Annotated in this window: 14 protein-coding genes; 2 read left to right on the top strand and 12 right to left on the bottom strand. The window is 71.5% G+C overall.

What is annotated here, in order from left to right; all coding sequences use genetic code 11:
• Both ACZ5GP_RS26460 and ACZ5GP_RS26465 read right to left on the bottom strand, forming a co-directional pair.
• Positions 1-1,670: condensation domain-containing protein (locus tag ACZ5GP_RS26460; protein WP_468753179.1), on the bottom strand; the 1,670-nt coding region annotated here is incomplete at its 3' end.
• 15 nt (positions 1,671-1,685) lie between these two features.
• Positions 1,686-10,196 carry an SDR family NAD(P)-dependent oxidoreductase gene (locus ACZ5GP_RS26465; protein ID WP_468753180.1) on the bottom strand — a complete coding sequence of 2,837 codons (8,511 nt, stop codon included), beginning with the start codon at positions 10,194-10,196 and terminating at the stop codon, positions 1,686-1,688.
• 579 nt (positions 10,197-10,775) lie between these two features.
• Here ACZ5GP_RS26465 and ACZ5GP_RS26470 point away from each other — a divergent pair.
• Positions 10,776-11,534: a 3-hydroxyacyl-CoA dehydrogenase gene (locus ACZ5GP_RS26470; RefSeq protein ID WP_468753181.1), complete on the top strand. Its 759-nt coding sequence runs from the start codon at positions 10,776-10,778 to the stop codon at positions 11,532-11,534.
• Positions 11,535-11,837: 303 nt separating this feature from the next.
• On the opposite strand, the gene ACZ5GP_RS26475 is transcribed toward ACZ5GP_RS26470, so the two are convergent.
• Genes ACZ5GP_RS26475 through ACZ5GP_RS26485 form a run of 3 tightly spaced genes read right to left on the bottom strand, consistent with a single transcriptional unit; the run spans position 11,838 to position 14,443 of the window.
• Complete coding sequence (locus ACZ5GP_RS26475; protein ID WP_468753182.1) at positions 11,838-12,599, bottom strand: phosphodiesterase; 762 nt, start codon at positions 12,597-12,599, stop codon at positions 11,838-11,840.
• A 46-nt stretch (positions 12,600-12,645) separates the two neighbouring features.
• Positions 12,646-13,236, bottom strand: coding sequence for a hemerythrin domain-containing protein (locus tag ACZ5GP_RS26480; protein ID WP_468753183.1), 591 nt, complete (start codon positions 13,234-13,236; stop codon positions 12,646-12,648).
• 7 nt (positions 13,237-13,243) lie between these two features.
• The gene (locus tag ACZ5GP_RS26485) at positions 13,244-14,443 is read right to left on the bottom strand and encodes a hypothetical protein (RefSeq protein ID WP_468753184.1); all 1,200 of its coding nucleotides are present in this window, start codon (positions 14,441-14,443) and stop codon (positions 13,244-13,246) included.
• Between the two features lie 418 nt (positions 14,444-14,861).
• Here ACZ5GP_RS26485 and ACZ5GP_RS26490 point away from each other — a divergent pair, with 418 nt between their 5' ends.
• On the top strand, positions 14,862-15,686 hold the full coding sequence (locus ACZ5GP_RS26490) for a SigB/SigF/SigG family RNA polymerase sigma factor (RefSeq protein ID WP_468753185.1): 825 nt from the start codon (positions 14,862-14,864) through the stop codon (positions 15,684-15,686).
• A 15-nt stretch (positions 15,687-15,701) separates the two neighbouring features.
• Here ACZ5GP_RS26490 and ACZ5GP_RS26495 read toward each other — a convergent pair whose 3' ends face one another.
• The 7 genes from ACZ5GP_RS26495 to ACZ5GP_RS26525 form a co-directional block, all read right to left on the bottom strand.
• Positions 15,702-16,802: a glutamate--cysteine ligase gene (locus ACZ5GP_RS26495; protein WP_468753186.1), complete on the bottom strand. Its 1,101-nt coding sequence runs from the start codon at positions 16,800-16,802 to the stop codon at positions 15,702-15,704.
• Positions 16,803-16,864: 62 nt separating this feature from the next.
• Positions 16,865-17,017 (bottom strand): hypothetical protein, encoded by a 153-nt coding sequence (locus ACZ5GP_RS26500; RefSeq protein ID WP_468753187.1) that lies wholly within the window; start codon positions 17,015-17,017, stop codon positions 16,865-16,867.
• A gap of 187 nt (positions 17,018-17,204) precedes the next feature.
• Positions 17,205-18,119 carry a hypothetical protein gene (locus ACZ5GP_RS26505; RefSeq protein ID WP_468753188.1) on the bottom strand — a complete coding sequence of 305 codons (915 nt, stop codon included), beginning with the start codon at positions 18,117-18,119 and terminating at the stop codon, positions 17,205-17,207.
• 73 nt (positions 18,120-18,192) lie between these two features.
• Entirely contained in the window at positions 18,193-21,048 is a 2,856-nt protein-coding gene (locus tag ACZ5GP_RS26510) for an ABC transporter substrate-binding protein (RefSeq protein WP_468753189.1), read from the bottom strand.
• Between the two features lie 398 nt (positions 21,049-21,446).
• A complete protein-coding gene (locus ACZ5GP_RS26515; protein ID WP_468753190.1) occupies positions 21,447-22,973 on the bottom strand; it encodes an NHL domain-containing protein in 1,527 nt (508 codons plus the stop codon).
• Between the two features lie 149 nt (positions 22,974-23,122).
• A complete protein-coding gene (locus ACZ5GP_RS26520; RefSeq protein ID WP_468753191.1) occupies positions 23,123-24,955 on the bottom strand; it encodes an FG-GAP-like repeat-containing protein in 1,833 nt (610 codons plus the stop codon).
• Positions 24,956-25,022: 67 nt separating this feature from the next.
• Positions 25,023-25,742, bottom strand: a complete 720-nt coding sequence (locus ACZ5GP_RS26525) for a hypothetical protein (RefSeq protein WP_468753192.1) — start codon at positions 25,740-25,742, stop codon at positions 25,023-25,025.
• Positions 25,743-26,156: the final 414 nt, after the last annotated feature.

Consider the following 26,156-nt stretch of genomic DNA (forward strand, 5'->3'; position numbering starts at 1 on the left):
GCCAAGCGGTTGGCCCGGGCGTTCAGTTCGCCATACGTCAGCGCACGGCCCTCGAACTCCACCGCCACCGCGTCCGGCGCACCCGCCACCACACCTTCGAACCACTCATGCACACACCGCTCCTCCGCCACCAGACCGGCCGGAGCCTCGTTCCACTCCTCCACCACACGCCGACGCTCGGCGGCCGGCAGCTCGGTGAGCCGGGAGACCCTCTCCTCCGGCTCGGCGGCAACGGAGGCGAGCAGGTGGGTGTAGTGGCGCACGAAGCGCCGGATGGTCTCGGCGTCGAACAGGTCGGTGTTGTACTCGACGAAGCCGGCGAGCCCGTCCGGGGTCTCGCGCAGGTCGAGGGTGACGTCGAACTTGGTGGCCTGTACGTCGACCTCGACCGGCAGGACCTCCAGGTCGCCCAGCTTGGCCTCTTCGGAGGTCTGTGCCTCCTGGAGCACGAACATGTTCTGGAAGACCGGCGAGTGGCTGAGGCTGCGCTCCAGGCGCAGGGCGTCCACGACGGCCTCGAAGGGCACGTCCTGGTGCTCGTACGCCTCAAGGGCCCGCCGCTTCACCTGGGCGAGGAGCTCGGGGAAGGTCGGGTCACCGGACAGGTCGGTGCGCAGCACCAAGGTGTTGGCGAAGAAGCCTATGAGCCCCTCGAACTCGGCGCGGCCGCGGTTCGCCACCACCGTGCCGACGGCGACGTCGGTCTGCCGCGTGTAGCGGTGCAGCAGGGCGGAGTAGGCGGCGAACAGCGTCATGTACAGCGTGGCGTCGTTACGGGCGCCGACCTCTCGCAGCGCGTCGAGGAGTTCGGCCGGACAGAGGAAGGTCTCCCGTGCGCCGTTGTACGTCTTGACCGGTGGGCGTTCGCGGTCCGTGGGCAAGGAGAGCCGCGGATCGACTCCGGCGAGCCGCTCGCGCCAGTACGCGACCTGCGGCTCCCGCACCCCGTCGTCCAGCCACTCCCGCTGCCAGTTCGCGTACTCCGGGTACTGGAGCGGCAGCGGCTCCAGCGGCGAGGGACGGCCCGCGCACAGCGCCTCGTAGAGGGCGATGAGGTCGCGATAGAGAACGCCGACCGACCAGCCGTCGGAGACACCGTGGTGCATCGTCACCAGCAGGACGTGCTCTTGGTCGGACCGGCGCAGCAGCCGGGCCCTGATCAGCGTGTCGTGCTCCAGATCGAAGGGGGCGGCGGCCTCCTGCGCGCAGATGCGGGGCAGCTCGGCGAGGTCGGCGAGGTCCTCCTGCCGGACCTCGAAGTCCGTGCCGTCGCCGATGTGTTGGTACGGGACGCCGTCGCGGTTCACGAAGCGGGTGCGCAGGGCCTCGTGCCGAAGCACCACCTCGCGCAGCGCGCCCATGAGGGCGGGGCGGTCGAGGTGCCCGCGCAGCCGCACCGCCATCGGAATGTTGTACGCCGAGCCGGCACCGTCCAACTGAGCCAAGAACCAGAGGCGTTGTTGGGTGAAGGAGAGCGGCACGGGCTCGTCCGGGCGGCGGGTCGACAGCGGAACGGCACCGGACCCGGAGAGATCGCGTACGAGGTCGAGTACGGAGAGGTCGACGCCCTGCTTCTCCAGCACGGCCATCAGGGCGCGCCGCCGCTTGGGCGACAGCGATCGGATCCTGTGCGCGAGAACCTGCACGCCCTGATCATTGATGATGGTCATCATCGTCCTGTCTGCTTACTTCGCGATGTCCAGTGCGTCGAGCTCCGCGTCGCTCATGGCTTCGACGAGGGCGATGCCCTCGACAATCGCCTTCACGTCGAGGGCTCCGACGGATCCGAGGGGGGTACGGCGCTCCAGCTCGGCGGCCATGTCGGCCAACCGCGGCGCTTCGAAGAGCGCCTGGACGGGGAGCTCCGCTCCGGTCCGCCGCTTGAGCAGGTTGATCAATCGTGTGGCGAGCAGTGAATTTCCGCCCAGGGAGATGAAGTTGCTGGTCGGCCCGAGGTCGGCGGCGTCGATGCCTAGGAGCTCCGACCAGGCGTCGAGCAGGGTCTGCTCGGCGTCGCTGGGAGCCGGGTCCTGCCGCCGCGTGGAGCGGTCGGTGGCGGCGCTCGCGGCGCTGTCGGATGACGCCGCGCCGTGAGCCGCGTCGGCCCGTACGGCGGGCACGGCTCCCGGCCTGCGTCCGACCCAGTACTGCCCCGGCACGAAGGCCGTCGGCGGAAGCGGCGCCAGACGGCGGCGGCCGTCGTGCAGTCCGCCCCACGGCACGGCAGCACCGCGCACCCACAGCTCGGCGAGGTGCTCCAGCGCGCGGTCCGCGACGAGGCCCGCGAGGAACGCCTCGCCCCGGGCGCCGGAGAGGACGGTGCCCAGCGGGCCCGCGTCCTCCTCGGCGTTGCCGTGGTGGACCGGCACGGGGGCGAGCGTGTCGTCCGCCTCCCGTACGCCGTCCGCGAGGTACCAGTCGAGGCCCCGCTTCAGCTCGTCCGCAGAACCCGCCACGACGGCAAGCCGCTCGGACATCGGTTCGCGGCCCAGCTGCGAGGTGTACGCGATGTCGGCGAGAGACGCGGACGCGTCGTCGTCCAGGAACGCGCTCAGCCGCTGTGCCGCCGTACGCAGTCGCTCGGGCGTGGCCGCGGACACCACCACCAACTGGGGTCCCGCGTCCCGTGCGGCGTCCGTGTCCGCCCGCGCGGCCGGCGGCGCCTCGACGACCAGGCTGACGTGACTGCCTCCCGCGGCCACGGAGTTGATGAGCGCGCGGCGGGGCGACGGCGTACCGTCCACGTCCGCGCTGCCGCGCGGCCGCCACTCCGCGAGCTCCTCGCACAGGCTCAGCGGGGTGCCGTCGAAGTCCAGGTTGGGATTGGGGTCGCCCGTCGCCGTCAGGGGCGTGAGCTCCCTGTTCTGGAGCTGGAGGACGACCTTGGTGAGCTGGGCGATGCCGGAGGCGGCCTCGGGGTGGCCGAGGTTCGACTTCACGGTGCCGAGCGCCACCGGCTCGGTCACCCCGTCGAACACCTCGCGCAGGGCGCGGAACTCGACCTCGTCGGAGAACGCCGTTCCATTGGCCGCGGCCTCGACGTATCCGATGGAGTCCGCCGCGACACCGGCCTGTTCCAGGGCCCGCCGCATGACCTTCACCTGCGTCCTGCGGCTCGGCGTCATGAAGCCGTTGGCCCGGCCGCCGTGCATGGAGGCCGTGCCCTTGATGACGGCGTGGATCCGGTCCCCGTCGCGTACCGCGGCCTCCAGAGACTTGAGCAGTACGGCGCCGACGGCCTCGGCGGGCAGGTAGCCGTCCCCGTCGCGGAAACTGCGGCTGCCGGGGCCGCTGCCGAGCAGCTGCAGCTCGGCGAGCGCCACGTACTTGTCCGGGTGGACGGTGAGGTTGATGCCGCCGGCGACCGCCAGTTCGGCCTCGCCCCGCAGCACGTCCGCGCAGGCCAGGTGGATGGCCATGGCCGACGACGCGCACATGCTGTCCACGGCGAGGCTGGGCCCTTCGAGGCCGAAGAAGTGCGAGACGCGGTTGGCGATCATGTTGTACGAGGCCGCGGAGGTGAGCGCCGCGAGGGCGGGGTCCGCCGACTCGTCGGCGCGGTACAGGTGGTAGGCCGCGCCGACGTAGACGCCGACACGCCGCCCGTAGCGCCGCTCGATGACCTCCTGGGTCACGCCGCTCTGCTCCAGGAGCTGCCAGACGGTCTCCAGGAAGAGCCGCTGCTGTGGGTCGAGGGCCGCGGCCTCGCGGGGCGAGATCCCGAAGAGCAGCGGGTCGAACCGGTCGACGCCGTCGAGGAAACCGCCCCACTCGCCGGGCCGGGCCCGGCTCTCGTCCAGGCCGCCGAACAGGGCTTCGTGGTCCCAGCGGTCGGCTGGCACCTCGGTGACGTTGTCCTTGCCGTCGCGGAGGTTCGCCCACAGCGCGCCGAGGTCGCCGGCCTGCGGGTAGCGCCCGCTGATGCCGATGATCGCGACGTCCTTGGCGCGAGCGGATTCCTGTACGGGGCCCGCGGCCTCTCCGGCAGGGGCAGCGGCGCGGTCACGTACCTCGATACGGGCGTCGGGGGCGGGCGCTTCCGGGGCCTTGGCGGTCTCCGTCGCGGGCGCCGCGACCGCGGGACGTGCCGGTTCACCGAGCAGCGCGCGCAGTGCCCGCGGGTGGTCGGTGATGAAGTACCGGGCCAGGTCGCGGATGGTCTCGACCTCGAAGAGCAGGGTCCGGGAGAGCCGCCCGAACGACTCCTCCAGGCCGGAGATCACGCCCACCGCGATGACCGAGTCCATGCCGTACCGCTCCAACGGCGCGTCGACGGCGATGCGTTCGGGACCGAGCTTGAGCGACGCCGCGAGCACGCGGCGCAGGTGGGCCACCGTCTTGTCCTCAAGGGCCGCGTCCTCGTCGCGCGTACCGGAGGGCGCGGTGACGGGGGCGGGAGAGGCGGGCTCCGCCGCGGGTGCGGCCTCGGGTGCGTTCGCCACGGCCCGCGGCTCCGCTTCGTCGGCGATGAGCCGGGACAACACCCCCTCCCGCTCCCCCACGACGACGATCAGCCTGCCGTCGGCGAGGCCGTTCTCCGCGGGGGCCAGGGCGCACCGCAGCGCCGTGAGGCCGCGGGCGGTGTCCAGGGGGGCCAGGCCGACGCTGCGCAGGTTCTCGCGCACGGCGCCGCCTCCCATGCCGCCCTCCTCCCAGAGGGGCCAGCCGATGGACACGGCCTTGCCGTGGCGCGCGCCCGCGTCGGCGAGGCGGTTGCGATAGGCGGCGTACGCGTCCATGAACGCGTTGCCCGCGGCGTAGTCGGCCTGCCCGGCGTTGCCGAAGGCCCCCGCGATGGACGAGAAGCACAGGAAGACGTCGAGTGGCTGGTCCGCGCTGAGCTCGTCCAGGTTCACCAGGCCCGCGACCTTGGGGGCAAGGACCCGCGCCAGCTCCTCCTCGCTCTTGCGCAGGAGGTAGCCGTCCTCGACGACGCCCGCGCTGTGCACGATGCCTGTCAACGACCCGTGGGTGTGCGCCACATGGGACAGCACACGGGCGACCGTGTCACGGTCGGCGACGTCGGCGCGCTGGTAGTCCACGGTGAGGCCCGCCGCGCGCAGCGCGTTCAGCGCGCCGCGCTGCTCCTCGCCCAGCGGTGAACGGCCGGTGAGCACCACGGTGGCGTGCCCGACGGACGCGGCGATCTCGTGCGCCACGATCCGGCCGAGGCCGCCGACGCCCCCGGTGATCAGGTAGACACCGTTCTCCCGCCAGGGCGCGGCCGCGCTCGTCGCGGAACGGATCTCCCTCTGTCGTACCACCAGGCGGCGTCCGTCGCGGTGGCGCACCTCGGGCTCGGGGTCGGGCACGGCTTCCGCGGCCAGGCGGGCGGCGACGGTGGCCGGTACCGCTCCGTCCAGGCACTCGACGTACTGGGTGTGCAGCAGGGGGTTCTCCTGGTGGGCCGTGCGCAGCAGCCCCGTGAGGCCGCCGAAGCAGGCCAGGTGCTCCCGTTCGGCGTCCGTTCCCGCGGCGCCGACCAGGGCGACCTGCAGCAGCACCGGCCGCCGCACACCACCCTGAAGGATCTCGCGGGCCAGCGTGAACACGCGCGCCGCGGCCAGGGCGTACTGCCCGTCCAGCGCGCCGTCCGCCAGGGCCTCGAAGTGGTACGCCGTACCGGCGGGCAGCGCGGACCGCAGGGTGTCGCGCTCCTTCTCGCCGAGGCGGCCGATCACGACCACGTGGCGCTCGCCGAACTCCGCGTCTGAGGCCCCCTGTTCGCGTACGGCGGCCCGGGTGCCCTCGACCCACTCGGGGCGCAGGAGCACCAGCTCGCCCTGCACGCCGCCTCCGACCGGTCCGCTCTCCACGTGTACGTGGCCTCCGGCCCGACCGCTGCGCACGCCGCCCGGGGCCTGCCGTCCGTCCGGCGCTCCGTCCGGCTCCGGGTCGAACCAGCACCGGTCCCGGGCGAAGGGGTATCCGGGCAGGCTGACGCGCCGGGGAGAGGGGGTCGAGCGGTGCAGCGTCTCCCAGCGCACCGCGGCTCCCCGCACCCACAGGCGCAGCAGCTCGCCGGGTTCCTCCCGGTCCGTCCAGTCCGCCACCGCGGCGCGCAGCGTGTCGTCGCCGGAGCCGTCGGGCCGGTCCCCGAGGCGTACGGTGCCCCGCGCCCACGCCCCCGGGCTCCCGGGGGCGGCGACGAACGCGTCGAGCAGCGCACCGGCCTCGTCGAGGGAGGCCGCCGCGAAGGCCAGGCGCTCGTCCAGCGCCATGCGGCCCGTCTGCAGGGTCCACGCGACGTCCTGAAGGGTGCCGTCGGCGAGGTCGGCCAAACGTGTACGCAACTGCCGTGCCTGCTGGACGAGTTGCTTTTCAGTCTGTGCGGAGAGCACGAGCAGCGCGGGGCGTGCGGGCGTCGCCCGGCGCAGGGTCTGCGGCACGTACTCGGCGACGACGACATGGGCGTTGGAGCCGCCCGCGCCGAAGCCGGAGACCCCGGCGACCCTCGGGAGCGTCTGCTCCTTCCCGTCGACCACCGCGGTGGGCCGGCGCCACGGCTCGAGGTGCTGCTGCACCCGCATCGGGGTGCTGTCGAAGTCGATGCGCCGGTTGAGGATGTGGGAGTGCAGGCTCGGGACCAGTTCGCCGTGCCGCATCTGCAGGAGCACCTTGGTGAGCCCCGCGATGCCGGCCGCGCTCTCGCAGTGTCCGATGTTGGACTTGACCGAGCCGATCGCACAGTGCTCCGGCAGAACGCCGTGCGTCTCGAACGCCTTGTTCAAGCCCACGACTTCGAGGGGGTCGCCCAGGGCGGTCCCGGTGCCGTGCGCCTCCAGGTAGCCGAGCGAGCGTGTGTCGACGCCGGACGCGGTGAGCGCCTCCGCGATGACCGCGCCCTGCGCCGACGGGGAGGGCACCGAGTAGCCGGAGGTCCGGCCGCCGTGGTTGAGGGCGGTCGCCTTGATCACGCCGTGGATGTGGTCCCCGTCGGCGACGGCCTGAGCCAGGGGTTTGAGCAGCACGGCGCCGACGCCCTCGCCGGGCACATAGCCGTCACCACCCTCGCCGAAGCTGCGGCACCGGCCGTCGCTGGAGAGGAATCTGCGCTGACTGAGCATCAGGAACTTGTTGGGGTGCGAGTGGAGGTTCACGCCGCCGGCGAGCGCCGTCTCGCACTGACCGGTCCTGATGGCCTCGCAGGCCAGGTGGATGGCGGTCAGGGACGACGAGCACATGGTGTCGACGGTCATGCTCGGCCCTGTGAAGTCGTAGAAGTACGACACCCGGTTGGCGACGCTCGACGCGCTGCCCGACAGTGCGGCCTGCTGTCCGCGCTCCTGCGCCTGCGCACCGTGGAGCTGGTACTCCTGGTACATCACGCCGACGAACACGCCGACCTTGCCAGCCGGTCCCGCCGCGTATCCGGCGTCTTCCAGCGTGTGGTGGGCGCACTGGAGGAAGAGCCGCTCCTGCGGGTCGAGCAGCTCGGCCTCGTGCAGCGAGATCTGGAAGAACAGCGGGTCGAACCGGTCGATCCCGTCGAGGAATCCGCCCCACTTGCCGGAGGAGGAGCCCTCGGCGGCGGCGTTGCGGCGGTGGTCCCAGCGGTCCGCGGGTACCTCGGTGATGCAGTCACGGGCGGAGCGGAGGTTCTGCCAGAAGGTGTCCAGGTCCGGCGCCTGCGGGTAGCGTCCGCTGACTCCGATGATCGCGATGTCGGTCGCGGCCCGCGGCGCGGGCCCGGTCAGGGGTATGGGCTCGGCCGAGGGGGTGGGTTCGACCAGCGGGGCGTCCGCGGGGCGGGGGGCCTCCGTTGCACGCGGCCCCTCCGACAGGACCCGCGTGCACAGCCCGGTCACATCCGCGCACACCCGGCCGTACTCGTCGAACACGGTCACGTCGAGGCGTGGGGTCGCGGAGTCGGGGTCGCTGCCCGCCTGGTGCCGCACCCAGGCGTACGCCGTGGCGGGCGTGGCGGCGACGGCCTCCACGTGATCCAGGGCGAACGGCAGCGCGGGGCGGGCCTGTCGGCCGTCGCCCCGTCGCGGCGCGAGGCGCAGTCCGATGGTGGCCTGGAGGGCTCCGTCGATGACGCTCGGGTGCAGAAGGCAGTCGTCCAGGGCCGGCGCCGCCGGGGGGATCCGCAGCTCGGCGAGGAGCTGGGGCCGCCCGACGTCGTCAGTGCCGAGACTCAGCTCCACCAGGGACCGCTGCGCCGGGCCGTAGTCCATGCCGACGGAGGCGTACAGGTCGTAGACGTCGGCGGCGGGAATCGTCCGCTCGGTGCAGCGCGCACGCAGGTCGTCGAGGCGCGGCAGGCTCCGCCCGCCGGTGGTCACCAGGCTCGCCCGGCCCTGGCTGAACGGCGTGGCCGCGCCGTCCGTACCGACGCCGTTGATGGCGTACTCATAGCCGCCGACGGCGAGTTCCCGTACGTCGACGCGCAGTTCAAGTCCGTCCGGACCGCTGACCGCCGGCCTCAGCCACACCACGTCGTCCAGACGTAGGGCGCCGGGGCGCCCCTCGCCCAGGGTGCGGGAGAGCGCCGCGCGCGCCATCTCCAGCTGCGCGACGGCGGGGAGGATGCGGTCACCGCGCACCTGGTGGTCGCGCAGGAACGGCTCGTCGCCGCTGAACCGCGTCCGGTACGTGACGCCCTCACCGCCACCTTCGCCGCCCGGCACTTCGGTGTGCAGCAGGGAGTGCGGGCGGGCCCGGGCGTCCTGGGCGGGGTCGTGCGGGGACGTCGTCCCCGAGTGCGGGCGTACGGCGGCCAGCTGGGCGGCGAGGTCTTCGGCGACGGCCCGTACGGTCCGGTGCGCCGGGAACGCGGCGGGCGGGAGCGGCACGCCGAAGCGGGCGGTCAGCCGGGCGGCCAGCCGGCCGAGGCCGGTGATGTCGAGCCCGAACTCGGCGAACTCGGCGTCCGGATCGACCTCGGCGGCCGGGACGTTCAGCTGGGCGGCGACCTCGTCGGTGAGGCCGGCGAGGGTCGCGGCGCTCACACCCGGCACGGCGACGGTGGCCTCTCCGGCAGGAGTACGGGGGGCGGTGACCGGATCGGCCGCCACCTGCCCCTTCGGGGTCTGCTCCCCCAGTCCGGACGCCACCTCAGCGATCGACCGGTACTCGAACATGACGGTCGGCGAGAGCGGTCGAGCCAGCCGGTCCTCCAGCTCGGGCACCAGGGACACCAGGTCCGCCGAGGCGAGCCCCAGCTCGTAGAAGCTCCCGTCGACGCTCACCCGCGCCGTCGGCACCCCAAGGCGCTCCCCGACCAACTCCCGCAGTACGGTACCGATGTCGCGTCCGGCGGCGGGTGCAGGCTCCGGGGCACCGGAGGGAACCGTGACCGGCGTCACGGCAGTACCAGGGTCACCGAAGGCCGCGGCCGCGGGCTCGTCCCGCACATCGAGCGCCGTCACGGACCGGACCCGCTTGGCCGCGAGACGGCCGATCTCGGCGACCTTCAGGCCGCTCTCATCGTAGAACTCCACGGCCAGGCGGATCAGTTCGTCGTCCCTGCGCATCGAGTCGGCGGGAACCCTGACGAAGCAGCTCGTGCCCAGCGGCGCGGCCGCCCGGAACGACTCGAAGACGAGCGGCAGATAGAGACCTTCGGCGCTTTCCCCCTCGTGCAGCATGTGGCTGCCCACGCTGCCGCCGAGCAACCCGCCCTCGAACAGAGCCGGATGGAAGAGGAACCTGCCTGCGGTGGCGTGATGCGCCGGGCCGAGTTCCACCTTCGCGACCCAGTCCTGGGAGCGGTGGTGCACCGCGCCTGTGATCCTCATCAGATCCGAGTGGACCAGGTCGCGCTCCCGCAGCCAGGTGTAGATGTCGGCGAGACGGGTGACCCGGTCCACCCCGGTGAGCGGGAGCGTCAGCCGCTCGCGGAAGGAGACGGGCACGCATCGGTTCACCGACACCACTGCGTGCAGGACGTCCGTGGCGTCCTGCACGCGACGGCTGCGCACCTCGATGCGCCATCCTCCCGCCGGTGCGAGCCGCCCGGCCACGGTGGTCCTGACCTCCTCGCCCGGAGCGGCGACCAGCGGCGCCAGGATGGTGAGGTTCCGCAGTTCGACCTCGGGCATGGCGTGGCCGTGTCGGGCGAGGACCTGCAGCACGAGATCCACATAACCGACACCAGGCAGAAGATGACGCCCGTGCACGATATGACCGCGCAGCAAAGGATTGTCGGTAGTGACGGTGAAAGTCTCGTCGAATGACGACACGTCGCTCATCGGTATCCATTCCAGTACAGCACCGAACCAGCCCTGGAGCTCAGTCCGAGAACGACCGCGCAGGGCTCTTATTTCTCACGCAGCGCAAGCCTGCACGGAGGGAATCGGAGCGTAGTCCCATCAACCGGGTTCACACATGAACACCAGGTTGCGCGCACGACGCGCAGTAACGCCTTTGAAGGCATGAAAGGTAAGGGGAAGATGAAACGCGCACCGCTCTGACCACACGGAACGCGGAACGCGGGCTTATCGATCCGCTGCGACCCCGCGGAAATTACGCTGGCGCACACATGCGAAGCAGAGTGAAAGTTCCCATGAATCCCCCTTGTGATGCTGACGCTGACGATCTGAATAGCGTCAGAACCTCTACGCTTAGACCCTCTACGCATTCGGCCATCGATAGCCAGGCAAGAGACTACCCCTCGCCAACAGCCTGATCAATAAGCGCAGCGTGATGATCCACTCGGCTCCCAAACAGAGCGTCACATCCCGTCCAGGGAACTCGACGGCGGTCGGTGCGAGATAGAATCACGCCCCTTCTGGGCAGGGCAACACAACACCACGGAATGGGAGCACAGGGTGCAAATCGAAGGAAACGTCGCGCTGGTCACCGGGGGAACGTCGGGCCTCGGTCTGGCGACCGCACGCGTGCTGCGCGATCGAGGCGCGAGCGTGGTGATCCTCGGCCGTTCCTCCCGAGGCGAGGGCGTCGCAGCAGAGCTGGGCGACCGCGTCGTGTTCTCCCAGGGCGATGTCACCAGCGAGGAGGACGTCACCGCTGCGGTCGACCTCGCCTCCAGCCTCGGCAGCCTGCGCATAGCCGTGAACTGCGCCGGGATCGGCAACGCCTTCAGAACTGTCGGCAGGAGCGGCCCGTTCCCTCTGAGCGCCTTCAGCAAGGTCGTCCAGGTCAACCTGATCGGCACCTTCAACGTCACCCGGCTCGTCGCCGCGCGGATGACGCAGTCCCAGGAGGAAGGCGAGGAACGCGGAGTGATCATCAACACCTCCTCCGCAGCCGCGTTCGACGGCCAGATCGGGCAAGTCGCCTACGCGGCCTCCAAGGCGGGCATCGCGGGCATGACCCTGCCGCTCGCCCGCGACCTGGCGCGGGAACGCATCCGCATCGTCACGATCGCCCCGGGCCTGTTCCGCACGCCCATGTTCGACGCGCTCCCCGAGTCCGCGATCGAGGCGCTCGGTCGCCAGGTTCCGCATCCGGCCCGACTGGGCCACCCCGAGGAGTACGCCGCGTTCGCCGCGCACGTCGTGGAGAACCCGATGCTCAACGGCGAGACGATCCGGCTCGACGGAGCCATCAGGATGGCCCCCAGGTAGTCAGGAGACTGCAGGTCGGTGGTCGAGTGCACTCGCGGCACCCCTCGGCAAGTCGGACACCGCCTGGGCCACTTCTTCGACGAGGACTTGCATGCCCAGGTGCGGCATGTCCCAAGTCGCACGGTGTGCCGTCCAACGGCGTGGCGACGCCGATCGAGCTCGAACCGGAGGACGTCCGTCTCGCCGCGCTGATCAGGGCGTTGCTGCCCGCTGACCGCACCATCACCCTGGCCTGGGCCGACCCGCGGGTGTCCACGTGGACCGAGGCCGCCCTGCACGCCGGCGCAACCCGGGAGAGGAGCCCTAACCGTTCCTGTCGTGTGCCGCCCGGTGCGTGATCGGATGTGGCCGCGGCCCGCCCCTCCCGGCCCGGGATCCCGCGTACGCCGCGATCCGCAGGCCGCGCAGGCGGCGCGTGGGGTGCAGCGTGGGCAGGCAGTTCACGTAGGGGTCGTAGGAGACGCGGGCCGCGTCGGTGCATACGTCGTGGAGGGTCAAGGTGGCCATGGTCCGCCAGGGTTCGCCGGGGGCCGCCGCGCGCAGGTCGAAGCGGACCGGGCCGCGGGCGAGCGCGCCGCGCAGTGCGGGCAGCTCCCCCGTCAGGTCCATCCCTCCGGCCGCCGGAAAGAGCGCCAGCACGCGCTCGCGCGCACCGACCCGGTAGGAGAGCAGCGTCGAGTACGGCCCGGCCAGGGGCCTGGCGCGCGGGAGCGGCAGGTGGCGGGTCAGACGACCGGACCCGCTGGACGTGAACAGCAGGTCCAGGTCCGCCCCACCAGCGCCCTGGCCCCTGCCCGGCCCCTCGGGGTCCGGTACCCGTACCGCCAAGCCGAAGCCGTCCGGCAGCCGGCCGGGCAGGCCGAGGGCGCGGGACCAGCGCACGGACACCGGGTAGGTGCCGGGCCGGTCCAGCCACGGCACCTCCCACCCGCCGCCGGCGGCCAGGGCACCGCCCGGGACTTCCAGCGTGCCGCGGCAGCACACGCCGTGCGGATGCAGGGCCGGTGCGACGCGTCGCCGGGCCAGCCGTGCGGCGGCTCCACGAGCCACCCTGTCGAGAATCATGCGAACACCTTCGGAACTCGCGCGGTACGTGTACTCAACCGTGTCCTCAGTCCTTGCCCATGGCCTTGCGCACCGCGTCCTTGGTGCGGTCCACGAGGGCGGCCACCGGGCCGAGGGCGAGGTTGGCCGCGCCGGACTCCACGCCCGGGTGCGGCCGGGTGGGAGCCATGGCCTCGGCGGCCTTCACGGCCTTCGCCATGGCGGCCAGACCGGCCGCGTCGGTGCTGCGGCGCAGGTGGGAGAACTCGTAGCGCTCCTCGGCGCGGGCATGCTCCTGGACGTCCCTGCGCAGCTTCAGGAGCTGCGGCATGAACTTCGGGTCGTCGGTGTCCAGGTCGTCCAGGGCGGCCAGCGTCTCCTTGGCGGCGCGTTCCTCCGCCAGCCGGTCCTTCGCCACCTGCTCGCCGCCGGACAGGGTCCGCCGGGCGAAGGGGTGGACGACCTCCTCCTCCGCCGTCTCGTGCACGGCCAGCAGCCGCACCAGCCGGTGGAAGGCGTCCCTTCGCTCGTCGCCCTTGGTCTGCTCGACCTCGTCGAAGAGGTTGCGGATGTCCCCGTGCTGACGCGTCAGCAGGGAGACGACATCGGTGTCCGCGGCCCGGTCGTCACCGGCCCGAGGGGTGCGCAGAGTCGACATGTCCGCCTCACTTCTCACGCTGGGAGGGGTCGGGGTGCGCGCCTTCGGTCTGCACGCGGTACTCGCGGCCGAACATCTCGGCGTGCTCGGTCATGACCCGGTCGCTGGGCGGCGCCTCGGCGCCGTGGATGCTCTCCTGCATCTTCTCGAACCGCTCGTGCGCCTCGCGCACATAGCCCGCGCCCAGGGTGGTCAGGTCCATCTGGGTGTCCAGCAGCTCGCGCACGTACTGCTTGTTGGGCTCGAAGGTGAGGACGTTCGGCAGCTCCGGCGCCAGGACCGACTCGGGTTCGCGGCCGTCGTGCCAGCGCATCAGGTCGCAGGCCGCGTGCAGGTGCTCCAGCTCCATGTTCAGGTGCAGCTCCCAGATCGCCTTGACCCTAGGGTCGCTCTCCTGCTCCATGAACGAGTAATACAGGTAGCACTCGTTGTACTCGTGGTTGACCAGCTGCTCCCACCACGTCTCGCCCGGGTCCACGAGGGACTCGTAGTGCGTGACGTGCTCCTCCTCGATCAGCCCGATCTCCTGGTAGAGCTGCCGGGCGATCGGCTCCATGTAGGTGGGGCCGGTGTTCATGTAGAAGTTCATCGTCTGCTGCTCCGCCGACATGATCGTCAGGGCGTGCAGCTTGGACATCGGGTTCGTGGCGTCCTTGTCGTAGGGGTCGCGGACGTTGTCGACCGGGTCGCGGTGGTGGAACCGGGTGGGCCGGCCCGGCATGACCTCGGTCAGGCCGTCGACGATCGACTCCGCCTTGCGGTGCTCGATCATCTCGTACAGGTTGGCGTACCGGTACAGATGGTCGAAGTCCTCCAGGACGCCGAACTGGTACGCCTGCTTCAGGTACGGGTCCGGCTCCATCCGCGCGACCCACGCCGTCAGGTCCACCGCCACCTGCTCGTACGCGATCGTCGTCTCCAGCACCGAGGAGACACCCGGCAGCAGCCAGTTGACGACCTTCTGCTGCTGCGCCTCGATGTAGCGGGTGGTGGCGAGCTGTCGCTTGACGTCGGGGTCGACGGTGTTGCGGGCCAGCTGGTGGCTGAACATGATCGCCTCGACCTCGATGCCGTTCATCGCGATGATGCGGCAGCGGGTGTACGGGTCGCAGTGGTCCGGGTCGATCGGTGCCACGTCGAGCTCCCGCCAGCTGCGGAGCTGGCGGTCCAGCGGGATGCCCCGCTGTTCGAGCGGATTGAACGTCATCCGAGTGCCTCCTTGAACCGGAAAGAACCGGAAAGCCGCCGCGGGGAACAGCACCGCGTCCGGGGCCCCCAGTACCCCGCCGGCGGCGAGGAGCACAGGCCCGCTCACGAGTCCGTGGACAACGGAGGACTTCCGGCCACCGCTGAGCGCCCGGCTGCCGGAGGCCGCCACGCCCCGAGGTGCGCGGGCAGCGCTTCGGCCGCATCGTGGCTCCCGCACTCTTCGTCCGGATCCCTCTCCCTTCGTCCAGATCACTCCCTCGGACCTGTTTGACCGCCGCGATCGGGGACAGACGGCGTTTCGACGTGCTTGGGCAGACAGGCACATTCACGGGAGCGGCCCCGACCAGGCCACCTCGCGATGTGTGGCGTCGCGCTCCCGTGCTGCCGATACCAGCAGTTCGACGGGAGGCCCCCCCATGCCGAGCAGGACAGCACACGCGCGCCGAGCGGCGGACACTCCGGACACCACCGCCGACTTCGAGCGGCTGGCCACGCTGCCGGCGGGCCCGGAGCGCCAACGGCTGGTCGAGCAGTTGGTGGAGGCCTGGCTGCCGATGGCCCACCGCCTCGCGGGCAAGTTCCGCGACCGCGGGGAACCGCTGGAGGACCTGGAGCAGGTGGCGGCCCTCGGCCTGGTCAAGGCCGTCGACCGCTACGACCCGGCGCAGGGTCCGTTCGTCCCGTACGCGATGCCGACGATCGTCGGAGAGGTCAAGCGGTACTTCCGCGACCACGCCTGGAGCGTTCATGTGCCCCGGCGGGTCCAGGAGCTGCGCAACAAGGTGCGTGCCGCCATCCGGGAACTCTCCCTCGCCGACCAGGACCGCTTTCCGACGGTGGCGAAGATCGCCGAGCACACCCACCTGAGCGAGGAGGACGTGCTGACCGGCATGGAGGCCATCGACAGCTTCCGCGCCGTGTCGCTGGACGCCCAGTTGAGTGCCCAGGGCTCCCGGGACGACTCGTTCGCGCTGGCCGACGTCCTCGGCGCGGACGAGCCGCGCTACGACGTCGTCATCGCGCGGGAAGCGGTCAAGCCCAGCCTGGCCCGGCTCAGCGAGCGCGAGCGCCGCATCCTGAACATGCGGTTCTTCCACGACATGACCCAGGCCCGCATCGGCGAGGAACTGGGCATCTCCCAGATGCACGTCTCCCGCCTGATCACCCGCGCCTGCAAGCGCGTACGGGCCCACGTCGAGAACGAGGCCGCCGAGCACCGGTCGGCACAGCTCGCGGCCTGATCCGAAAGAGAGGCCCTAGGCCGCGGTGGTCTCGTTGATGATCAGGTCGACGACGGCCCGCAGGCCGCCCTCGGCCAGGGCGCGGCGCTGCCGGTCGGCCGCCGTGCCCTCCTGGAGCAGGCGGTGCACGAGCGCGGTGACCTCGCGGGTGTCCCCGGCCTCCGCGAGGGCGGGCGTGATGTGGTCCATGAGCTGGGACAGCACGTCCCCGGCGCTGCGCAGCCTGCCCTCCCGGTCCACCAGCGATCCGCTGAGCCCGTGCCGTGCGGCGTGCCAGTTCGCGGCCTGGAGGAGTTCCGGGGCGCAGGGCGGCACCGGGACGCCCGCTTTGACCTCCTCGATGGCGGTCGAGACGAGCCCGCGGACGATGCCGGCGTACATCACCGCCTCGTCCGTGCGCAGCTGGACGTCCGAGCAGCGCACCTCGATGGTGGGGTAGCGGCTGGAGAGGCGGGCCTGCCAGTAGATCTGGCCCAGGTCCATGAGCGCCCCGCAGGCGAGCAGTCGGCGCACCCGGTGCTCGTGGTCGGCGAGGTCCTCGAAGTGCGGCGGCGGGCCGCTGACCGGCCAGCGCCCGAACACGACCGTGCGCCAACTGGCGAAGCCGGTGTCATGGCCCGCCCAGAAGGGGGAGTTCGCCGACATGGCCACCAGGACCGGCAGCCACAGCCGGACGCGGTTCAGGACGGCCACGCCGATCTGCGGGTCGGGCACCGCGGCGTGCACGTGCATGCCGCACACGAGCTGTTCGGCCACGAGCTGCGGTGCCTGCGCGCGCAGGGCGCGGTAGCGCGGCAGGTTCGTCACCGGCAGCGGCGCCTCCTCCTTGAGCGGCGGTGTGCCGCAGGCCGCGAGGCGGCAGCCGAGGCTCTCCGCCGCGCGCCCCAGCGCGAGGCGCAGGCGCAGCAGGTGGCCGCCGACCTCGTCGAGGTCGGTGCAGACCGGAGTGGCGACCTCGACCTGCGCCTCGATCAGTTCCGCCTGGATCTCCCGTTCCGCCACGATCGGCTGGAGGCCTGCGGCGGCACGGACCTGCTCGGCCAGCGGGACGGGAAAGCCGGAGGCGGGATCGAGCAGAAGGTATTCCTCTTCGACACCCACCGTGATCAGACTCATCGTCCCCTCACCTTATGCGGTGCATGCGGCTTATGCCTTGTGGGCGACGGTCTCGTCCGGTTTCAGTCGGTGGCCGTCCGCCGACAACACCGCCAGGTGCCGCAGCCGTTGACCTTCCCGGCGGTCCACCAGTTGCGAGTGTCCTCGCCGGGGGTGAGGATGTTCTGTTCAGCCCCCTGCCGCAGCGCCGCGATGACCGGGAATGAGCGGCTCACCCTTGGGGGTAAGTACGGACAGCCAGGACCTGACCGGCCTCCTGGACCGGGATCGACGAGATCACCCGCGGTCGGCGAGATCGGACACGGGCACTGGCCCACACGCGAGGGGCGCTGGGCTCAGGGTGTTCGCCGGCGCGTGGACGGACGTCACACAGCAGCAGCCCGGATGGTCGCCCCGGGCGTGTCAGGCCTTCTGGCGGGCCGTCTTGTAGAGCTTGGCGGCCAGCGCGGCGACCTCGTCCCGCGAGGCACCCTTGCCGCCGGTCATCGACTGAGCCAGGGCGAAGACGTTGGCACCGCCGAGGGTGGAGTGGTCGGCCCAGGCGCAGACCGGGAACTGGTACTCCTTGGCAGCGATCTCCGCGGGCAAGACGCTCTTGTCGAAGGTGACTTCCACGTCCTGGCACTTCATCAGCGCGCCCTTGAATCCGGTGGGACGCACGGTCTCGGCGCTTCCGACGGGCCGCAGCTGGACCCCTTTGACCTTGGCGCCGCCCTTGGGGCTCTTCTCGTCGAGGCCGGCGAAGTAGTTGTCGAGTGCCTCGGCGGGGTCGTCGATGTCACCGTAGAGGCCGTCGAAGGTCAGCCGTTTGCCGCCGGTCTTCGTCGGGTCGTCGGGGTCGGTGCTGGGCGCGTTGTAGACGCCGGACGCACCTCGGGGGTTGCTCACCCCGAGGTCCTCGGCCTTGCTCTTCTGCTCGGCGGTCAGCTCACCGGCCGTGTCGCCGGGGCCCGTCTTCCGGTAGTCGTCGACCGACTCGGGGGCGACGAGCTTGTAGCCCTTGGTGCTTTCGGCGACGGCGCTGTTGCCCGCGCTGTCGCCGTCGCCGTCATCGGCGAGCAGGAAGTAAGCGCCGCCGGCGATCACCGCGAGGGCGAGGACCGCGCCGGTGACGATCAGGCCCGTCTTCTTCTTGGGGGCCTGCGGCGGGGGCGGGAAACCACCCGGCGCGCCTTCGTAGGGGGGCTGTTGACCGTAGGAGGGCTGTTGACCGTACGAGGGCTGCTGCCCATAGGGGCCGGGAGGCTGCGGCGGGCCCCACCCCTGCTGACCTTGCGGCGGCTGCTGGCCGTACGGTCCGGACTGGTCGTGGCTCATGTGTGCTGTCCCCCTCCAGAAGTTCCTGCGTGACGAACGTCTTGGCCATGGCGCTCATGAGCAGCGGTCGATCTCACTTTCGTACGTAGGCGTTGATCGGTGAGAGCCCGCTCAGGTCGACCCGCAGCCCGCGCAGCGCCGGCGAGTACAGATAGGTCCGCTTCGGTACGTAGACCGGGATGGTGGCGGCCTGCTCCCTCACCAGGCGGCTCACCTCGGACCACCGCTCGCCCGCCTCTTTGAGATCGTCCGCGGCGTTCGCGGCGTCGATCGCCGCGTTCACCTTCTTGTCGTCGAGCCGACTGTAGTTGCTCGACTTCCCGGTGGTGTTGCGTCCGTCGAAGTAGTCGGGCAGGTAGTTGGAGGCGGTGGGCATGCCACCGCCGACGGCCATGCGGAACATGTCGTACTTGCCGCTCGCCGCGCCGCTCCAGAAGGAGACGGTCGGCACCTGTTTGACCGTCACCTCGAAGCCGGCCTTCTTCAGCCCCACCTCGGCGGCCTCCGCGCGCTGCTTGTCGGCGGTGGTGTCCGGGTGGGCGAGGGTCAGGCGGTAGCCCAGCTCGTCCGCGTCCTGGAGCAGCAGCCGGGCCTTGGTCGGGTCGCCGTCCTCGCGCGGGTCGTCGCCGTCGAAACCGGTCGAGCCGGGCACCCCCGGCGGAAGGAAGTGGGAGACCAGCTTCCCTTCCCCGCCGCTCGCCTTGAGGATCAGGTCCCTGGGCAGGGCGGCGGCGATGGCCTTGCGCACCTTGAGGTTCTTCACCCGCTCGGTGTTGATGACGTAGGACTGGGTGTGCCAGGTGGTTGCCTCGACGGACTCGGCGGTGCCCGCCGGGCCCTGGAGGCCGGCGGGTTGGTCGGTGCCGCTGAAGGTCATCAGCGCCTCGCCCTTGCGCGCCGCGCCGATGCGGTGCCGGATCTCCTCGACGCGCAGGCCGGTCTGGATGCGGTAGCCGTCGGGGTAGGCGCCACGCACCGGGTCGGTGTCCTTGCGCCACTCGGGGTTGCGGGTGAGGGTGAGGTTCTTGGGGTCCACAGGGTCACTGACCTGGTAGGGGCCGGTGGACGGCAGCGCCTTGAGGCCGCCGGTGCCGTCGGCGGACCCCTCCGGCAGCGGAGTCCCCCAGGGGCCCGCGAGGATGACGTCGAGGTCGCGGTGGGCGCCGGCGAGGTGGAAGACGATCGTGCGGTCGTCGGGTGTCTCGACCGCGCTCTTCCGCGGGGATCTGGCGTCCGCCCCTTTGAGGCCGTAGAGGAAGGTGCGCAGGGTGCGGTCGCCGCCGGCCAGGTCGGAGGCGAAGGTGCGCTCGATGGCGTACCGGAAGTCCTTGGCGCGCACGGGTCTGCCGTCGTTGTAGGTGAGCCCGCTCTTGAGCTTGAACGTCCAGTCGCGGCCGTTGGTCGTCCGCCCGGCGTCCTCGGCGAGGTCACCGACGACCTTCACGCGGCCCTCGGCATCGGTGCGAAAGGCGGTGAGGCCGCGGTAGACGAGGTGTGCGAGCTGTTCGTCGGCGCCGCCGGGCCACATCAGGGCGGGATCGAGCGAGGCGAACTCCGCCGGTTCGAGCACGGTGACCCGGCCGCCTCTGCGGGCGCCGGCGACGGCGGGTGCGGGGCCCTTGGAGTCGGCCGCGGTGCCGACGCTCAGGGTCTGCGTCATGGCCTCGGTCACCTTGTCGGCCCGGATCTCTCGGCCGCCGGATCCGCCCTCGCCCTGGCTCTGCTTCTCCTTCCGGCCGCTCCCCTCGTCGTTCCCGAACGGGTCGAGGAGCGTGAAGGTCGTCACCAGCGCGCCGGCGGCCAGCACCGCGACGGCGCTCATGCCCCACACCTTGGCCCGCGATCTGCCGGCGGCGGGGACCGAGGGCGGTCCGAAGCCGGCAGGGGGCGGGACGCGGCCGTCCGCGGGCGAAGGCGGGAAGGGGTATGGGTAGGCGGACGGAGTCGGGCCGGTGGCGGGGGCCCAGGGCGCGGGGGACGGCTCCGCGGCCGACGGGGGCGGCGGAGCCTGCGGCATCGGGGGCAGCGGCGGCGCGAGGAGGTAGGAGCCGGGGGCGGCCGGCCGGTGCGGGGCCGCGGCTCTGGGGCCTGGTTCGCTCAGGGCCTGCAGGGCATCCCCGGCCTCCCGCGCGTCCGGCCGGTCGCCGGGCTCCTTGGCCAGCATCCGGCCGAGCAGGTCGTCCCACTCGGGGGCGAGATCCGGGCGGCGCGCCGAGAGCCGGTCCGGGGTCTCGTACACGTGGCCGTGCATCAGCGCGGCGGCGGAGTCCGCGTCGAACGGTGGTGCCCCGGTGAGGAGTTCGTACACCATGCAGCCGAGCGAGTACACGTCGCAGTAGCCGTCGTCCGCACCGCGCGTGAAGCGCTCCGGAGCCATGTAGTGCAGGGTGCCGACGGGCGCGTCAGCGGTGCCCGTCAGATATCCGGCCGTGGTGGTGGCGTCGAGGAACTTGGCGATGCCGAAGTCGAGGACCTTGACCGTGTCCTCGTCCGTCACCATCACGTTCGCCGGTTTGATGTCGCGGTGGACGATGCCCGCCCGGTGCGCGGTGGCGAGGGCCCGGCAGACCTGCGCGGAGATGACGGCGACCCGCTGGGGCCTCAGGGGCCCGGCGTCCAGGACCAGCTCCCGTACCGTGCGCCCGGACAGCAGCGGCATCACGAGGTAGGGGACGCCGCTCGCCGACCCGTGGTCGAAGACCGGCACGATGTACGAACTGTCCAGGGCCGCGGCGGCCCGCGCCTCGCGCACGAACATGGCGAGGAAGCGTTCCGCCTCGGCCTGAGTCGTGCCGCGCGGCGTGCTGAGGACCTTGACGGCGACGCGCCGCTGGAGCCGCGAGTCCTCGGCCCGCCACACCTCGCCCATACCGCCCGCGCCGATGCGCTCCACGAGCGTGTACCGACCGTCCAGGACCGTCCCCTGCATCCCCGCGCCTCCCCCGGCGACAGGACGTCCCGCCTGTCGTTGATCCTCAATCTACCGTCAGCAAAACGGTGTTGGTCACGTGGTGGTCGCAGCGGGGGGGGGATGCGGGGTGGTCCGGTCGCGGGCGCCCGTACTTGCCCGTGGGCGTTCAACCCCTGCGACCGCGTAGGGGGAGGGCGGGCCCGTCGGGCGGGGAGCACGACCGGCGCCCCGACCGACGACTTCTCGGTAACGGCGACCACCTCCACCGTGAAGACCTCGGTGACGGCGGGACAGGCCAAGAGCGTGAACCTGAGCGCCAGCGGCACACCCGCGGGCGTCACCGCCACCCTCTCCATGGGCGAAGCCGACGGTCTACACCGGCGGCCAGTCGGCACCGAGGCGGTGGGCCGCGAGCCTCACGCGGGGTGCAGCTGCCACTGCCGGCCCCGGTGGTCGCCTTCGGCACCGGCCTGCTTGATCACCGTGCGCGCGTTGGTGTCGACCCGCAACAGCAGCCCGCTGTTCCCGTTGGCGATCTCGAACACCCGCGGTGTGTCGGTCGCCGGTCCCACGGGGATCAGGCGCCACTGCTGGTGACGCGCGCCGCCGCCCTCGTAGGCGCGCTGCGCGACCACCGCACCGGCCGACTCCTGCGCTTCGACGACTTCCAGGACCTTGCCGCTTCGCACGTTCTCGATCCTGTACAGGACTTCGCCGTTGTGCTGGCCCGCCGCGACCAGGCGCCACCGCTGGTGGTCCCCGGGGGCGGCCAGGGTCTGGTGGACCTCGGCCCCGTCCTTGGTCGACTCGCGCAGGACGCCCATCCGCAGCCTGCTGCGGACATTGGCCCAGGAGACCACGGTGCCCGAATCGGGCAGCCCGGCCATCTTCGTCGACGCGATCTTGCGCAGCCGGTGGTTGATGTGGTCGGCGATGTAGAGGGCGTCGACGCAGTCCACCGCGAGCCCGAACGGCGTGTTCAATTGGGCCGCGGTGGCCGGGCCGCCGTCACCGCTGAAGCCCGCGGTCCCCTTCCCGGCGACCGTGTTGATCGTCCCGTCCGCCGTGACCTTGCGGACGCGGTGATTGGCGTACTCGGAGATGTAGAGGATGCCGGTGCTGTCGACCGCGATCCCGTACGGCTTGTTCAATTGGGCCGCGGTGGCCGGGCCGCCGTCACCGCTGAAGCCCGCGGTCCCCTTCCCGGCGACCGTGCTGATCGTCCCGTCCGCCGTGACCTTGCGGATCCGATGGTTCTCGGAGTCGGCGATGTACAGCTCGCCCGACGCGTCCACGGCCACCGCGTACGGGCAGTTCAGCTGGGCCGCGGTGGCCGGGCCGTCGTCTCCGCCGAAGCCCCGGGTCCCCTTGCCGGCGACCGTGCTGATCGTCCCGTCCGCCGTGACCTTGCGGACCCGGTTGTTGCCGTACTCGGCGATGTAGAGGGCGCCGGTGTCGTCCACCGCCACCCCGTGCGGGTAGTGCAGCCGGGCCGCGGTCGCCGGGCCCTGGTCGCCGGCGAAGCCCGCGGACCCGTTTCCCGCGACCGTGCTGATCGTCCCGTCGACCGTGATCTTCCGGACCCGGTGGTTGGCGGCGTCGGCGACGTAGACGGCGCCCGCGTCGTCCACCGCCACCTCGCGCGGACAGTTCAGCTGGGCCGCGGCGGCCGGGCCGCCATCCCCTCGGTAGGCGGCGACGCCCGTGCCCGCGACCGTGCGGACCCTGCCGTCTGTGGTGATCCTGCGGATCCGGTGGTTGCTGTAGTCGGAGAAGTAGAGCGTGCCGGTGTTGTCGACCGCGATCCCGTAGGGGCGTTGCAACTGGGCCGTCAGGGCGGGTTCGTCCTCCCCCGCGAACCCCGCGGCCCCGGTGCCCGCGACCGTGCTGATCGGAGGGTCGGACTGCTCGTCGCCGTCGGCTGCCTTCTGGGGGGTGCTCATCATCATCCCTTCACCGCTGGACGACCGCCTGTGGCAGGCGGTCCCGGCTGATCTCAAGAAGTCACGAAAGGTCTGGGCGTCGGCGGTCGCCGGACCGGCGCGCGTCGGGGCAGGGCCGGGCCGCGCGCCGGGCCTGACCGCCCCGGGGACTACCGGGTTCTGAAGTGGCGGAAGAGATTGCGGGCCACGTGGACGCCCGGGCCGCCGAAGCCGACGATGTCGACGCGTCCGTCGCCGGTGACGTCGGCGAGGAAGCGGGGGTGCCGGTCGACCCGCCAGGCGCCGGCCTCCTCGCCGTACCCGAAGCCCCGGCACACCAGTTGGGCCTGCTCGAACCGGCCGCCGCCGGTGTTGTGCGACACCCAGACGCCCTCGTCGCCGAAGCCGACGACGTCCGGGGTGCCGTCCCCGGTGACGTCCGCGAGGAACCGGAGGTGCTTGGCGCCCGTCCACCCCTGGCCGGCCCCGAAGTCGTTCAGGACGAGCTTCGCGGGCTCGAACGTGCCGTCGCCGCGCCCGCGCGAGACGACGACGCCCTGCGGCCCGAACCCGACGAGGTCCACCGCTCCGTCGCCGGTCGTCCCGACGGCGAACCGGGGGAAGTCCGCGACCGATTCCCACCCTTGGTCGACCCCGAAGTCGTCGAGGACGTACAGGGGTTCGGCGAAGGTGCCGTCCTCGTCCTGGAGGGACACCCAGAGGCCGTCGTCGTGGCAGCCGACGACGTCGAGCCTGCCGTCGCCGGTGGTGTCGGCGAGGAAGCGGGGATGCTTGTCTGCGAGCCACCCGCCGGCCTCGTCGTGGTGGCCGAAGGCCCGGAGAGCGGGTCCCTTGGTGAGCGGCGCGAACTTCCCCTCCTCGTCCTGGAGGGACACCCAGACGCCGTCGTCGTGGCAGCCGACGACGTCGAGCCTGCCGTCACCGGTGGTGTCGGCGAGGAAGCGGGGATGCTCGTCGGCGAGCCACCCGCCTGCCTGCTTGCCGTGTCCGAACGCCGCGAGGACCAGTTCGCCGCCCGGCGGCGCGAACGTCCCGTCCTCCCCCTGGGTGGACATCCGGACGCCGTCGGTGGCGAGTACGACGACATCGGGCCGGCCGTCGCCCTTCATGTCGGCGAGGGTCCACAGGTCCGCCGGGCTGGGCGAGGGTGCGGGCTGGTGCAGGACGCGCTCGTCGTCGTCGAACGTGCCGTCGCCCCTGCCGGAAGCCGTCACGGCGCCCTTCCCCGGCTTCAGGCCGACGATGTGGTGCTGTCCCCCTCCCGTGGTGTCGGCGAGGAGCCGCGCGCCGAGCCCGGCCCACCGGCCCTGCTGCCCGCCGGACGGGCGATGGGGCCCTTCGCTCTTCCATCCGCCGGCGTCCTGGTCGCTCCCGAACCGTTTGAGTACGAGGAGCATGTCGCTGAAGGAGGGCGCCGCGCCGGGCACCGGGCGCAGCGCCGCCGAGCGGGCCAGCCGCCAGGACGTGCGGCCGTTCCAGTGGCTCAGCGGCGCCCAGTGCAGCGCGAGGTCGCCGGTGCGCTCGGGCTCGGCCGTAACCAGACGCCACCGCTGGCTCTCCGCGCTGTCGTCGTACGCGCGCAGGACGACCCGGGTCTCCGGGTCGCCGGGCTCGGCGAGATCGAGGACGGTGTCGGCGGACGCGCCCTCGATGAAGTAGAGGCCCGCCGCGTCCTGGACGGGGACGACGCGCCACTGCTGGCTCTTCTTGCCGGCGGCGGCGTCCCCCTGGCGGACACCGCGGTCCGCGGCGGCGGGGTTGTCGAGCACCTTGCCGCTGGCCGCGTTGCGGATCACGTAGGTCTGGTCGTCCTGCACGGCCTGCACAGGGGTGAGCTGCCACTGTTCCGGGCGCGGGCCGCCGTCGGGCAAGTCCCGGACGACGAGTGCCCCGTTCGCGTTCGGCGCGGCCATGACGCCGAGGGTCTTTCCCGTGGCGGCGTTGACGATCTCCAGTTTCAGTTCTTGCGTGGGCACGGGCATCGTGGTGCCTCTTCCGGGCGGTGCGGGCGTGGGTCGGGGACGGCGGGGGTACGGCGATGGCCACGGCTCACGTGAAGACGTGGTGGTACGGGACGTTCCACTCGTTGGGCAGGCGTGGGTAGAACGTGTTGATGACCGTGCCGGTGAAGTCTCCGCCCCAGTTGTAGGTGAGACGCGCCTCGCTGTCGGCGGCCACCGCGTGGTCCTTGAAGCCGAGGATGGCATCGGGGTGGGTGATCGGCACGAAGGTGATCCCGCCCCACGGCGTCACCGTGACGACCCAGAGCTGGGTGTCCTCGGGCGCGCCGTTCTTCCCGCGCCATTTGTCGCCCACCTTGTCGGGCAGGCCCACCTGGACGGTGTCGGCCGTGCTCTGAGGGGCGTCCTGGTGGACGGTGACGCGCCTGCGCCGCGGCTTGGGCGTGCCGTCGTCGCCGCGCCCGGCCTCGGCGTCGCCCGCGCCGGCCGGCTTGGGCGAGACCTGGCCCGCGGCGCTCTCGACGAAGTACAGCGGCCGCTGGCCGAAGAAGCCGGCGGGGGTGATGTGCCAGAGGTGGCCCTTGGCCTCCTTGGTCGCCGGGTCGAGCGCGGTGGCCAGCTTGACCCCCTTGTCGTGGCTCTCCTCCTTCAGTTCGGCGGGCCGCAGATAGCCGCCGTTGAAGGCGTGGACCAGCATGACCGGCCGGTTCTCGACCAGTGCGGCCACGATCGCGTTGTCGTAGCTGTTCACCGCCACCGGGCCGCCGACCACCAGATTGCTCATCGTCGTGCGTTCTTGGGTGTACATCGCGGATACTTCACCTTTCCCGAATTCGGGGAACAATGCTTCGAACACTCGATGCGGCGACCTGCCACGCCGAATTACGGCAGGCGGAATTGCCTCTGAAACGCCTTGCCCGAAAAGTGTCCGAAAACCATGGAATGGCTGGATCATGCAGCTCAGCCACTGCAACACTCCACGTCACATTACCCACGGATGGCGGCATCGGAAAGCCATCGATCGAGCGATGGACAGCGAAGCGAAGGTATGCATCCCTGGATACGAAGCGGTAGCCGAAAATCGCTCACTCGATGGTGTGCGATGTACGGGTGCGCCTTCCCGGAGAGCACGGGAAGCGATATTTTCGACTGCCGGAACGCGCACAGATATTCGCGCGAATTTCACCGCGTGCGGTCGGGCAGGAATTAATCGAGGACGGTC

This window comes from Streptomyces sp. NPDC031466 (assembly GCF_055581265.1).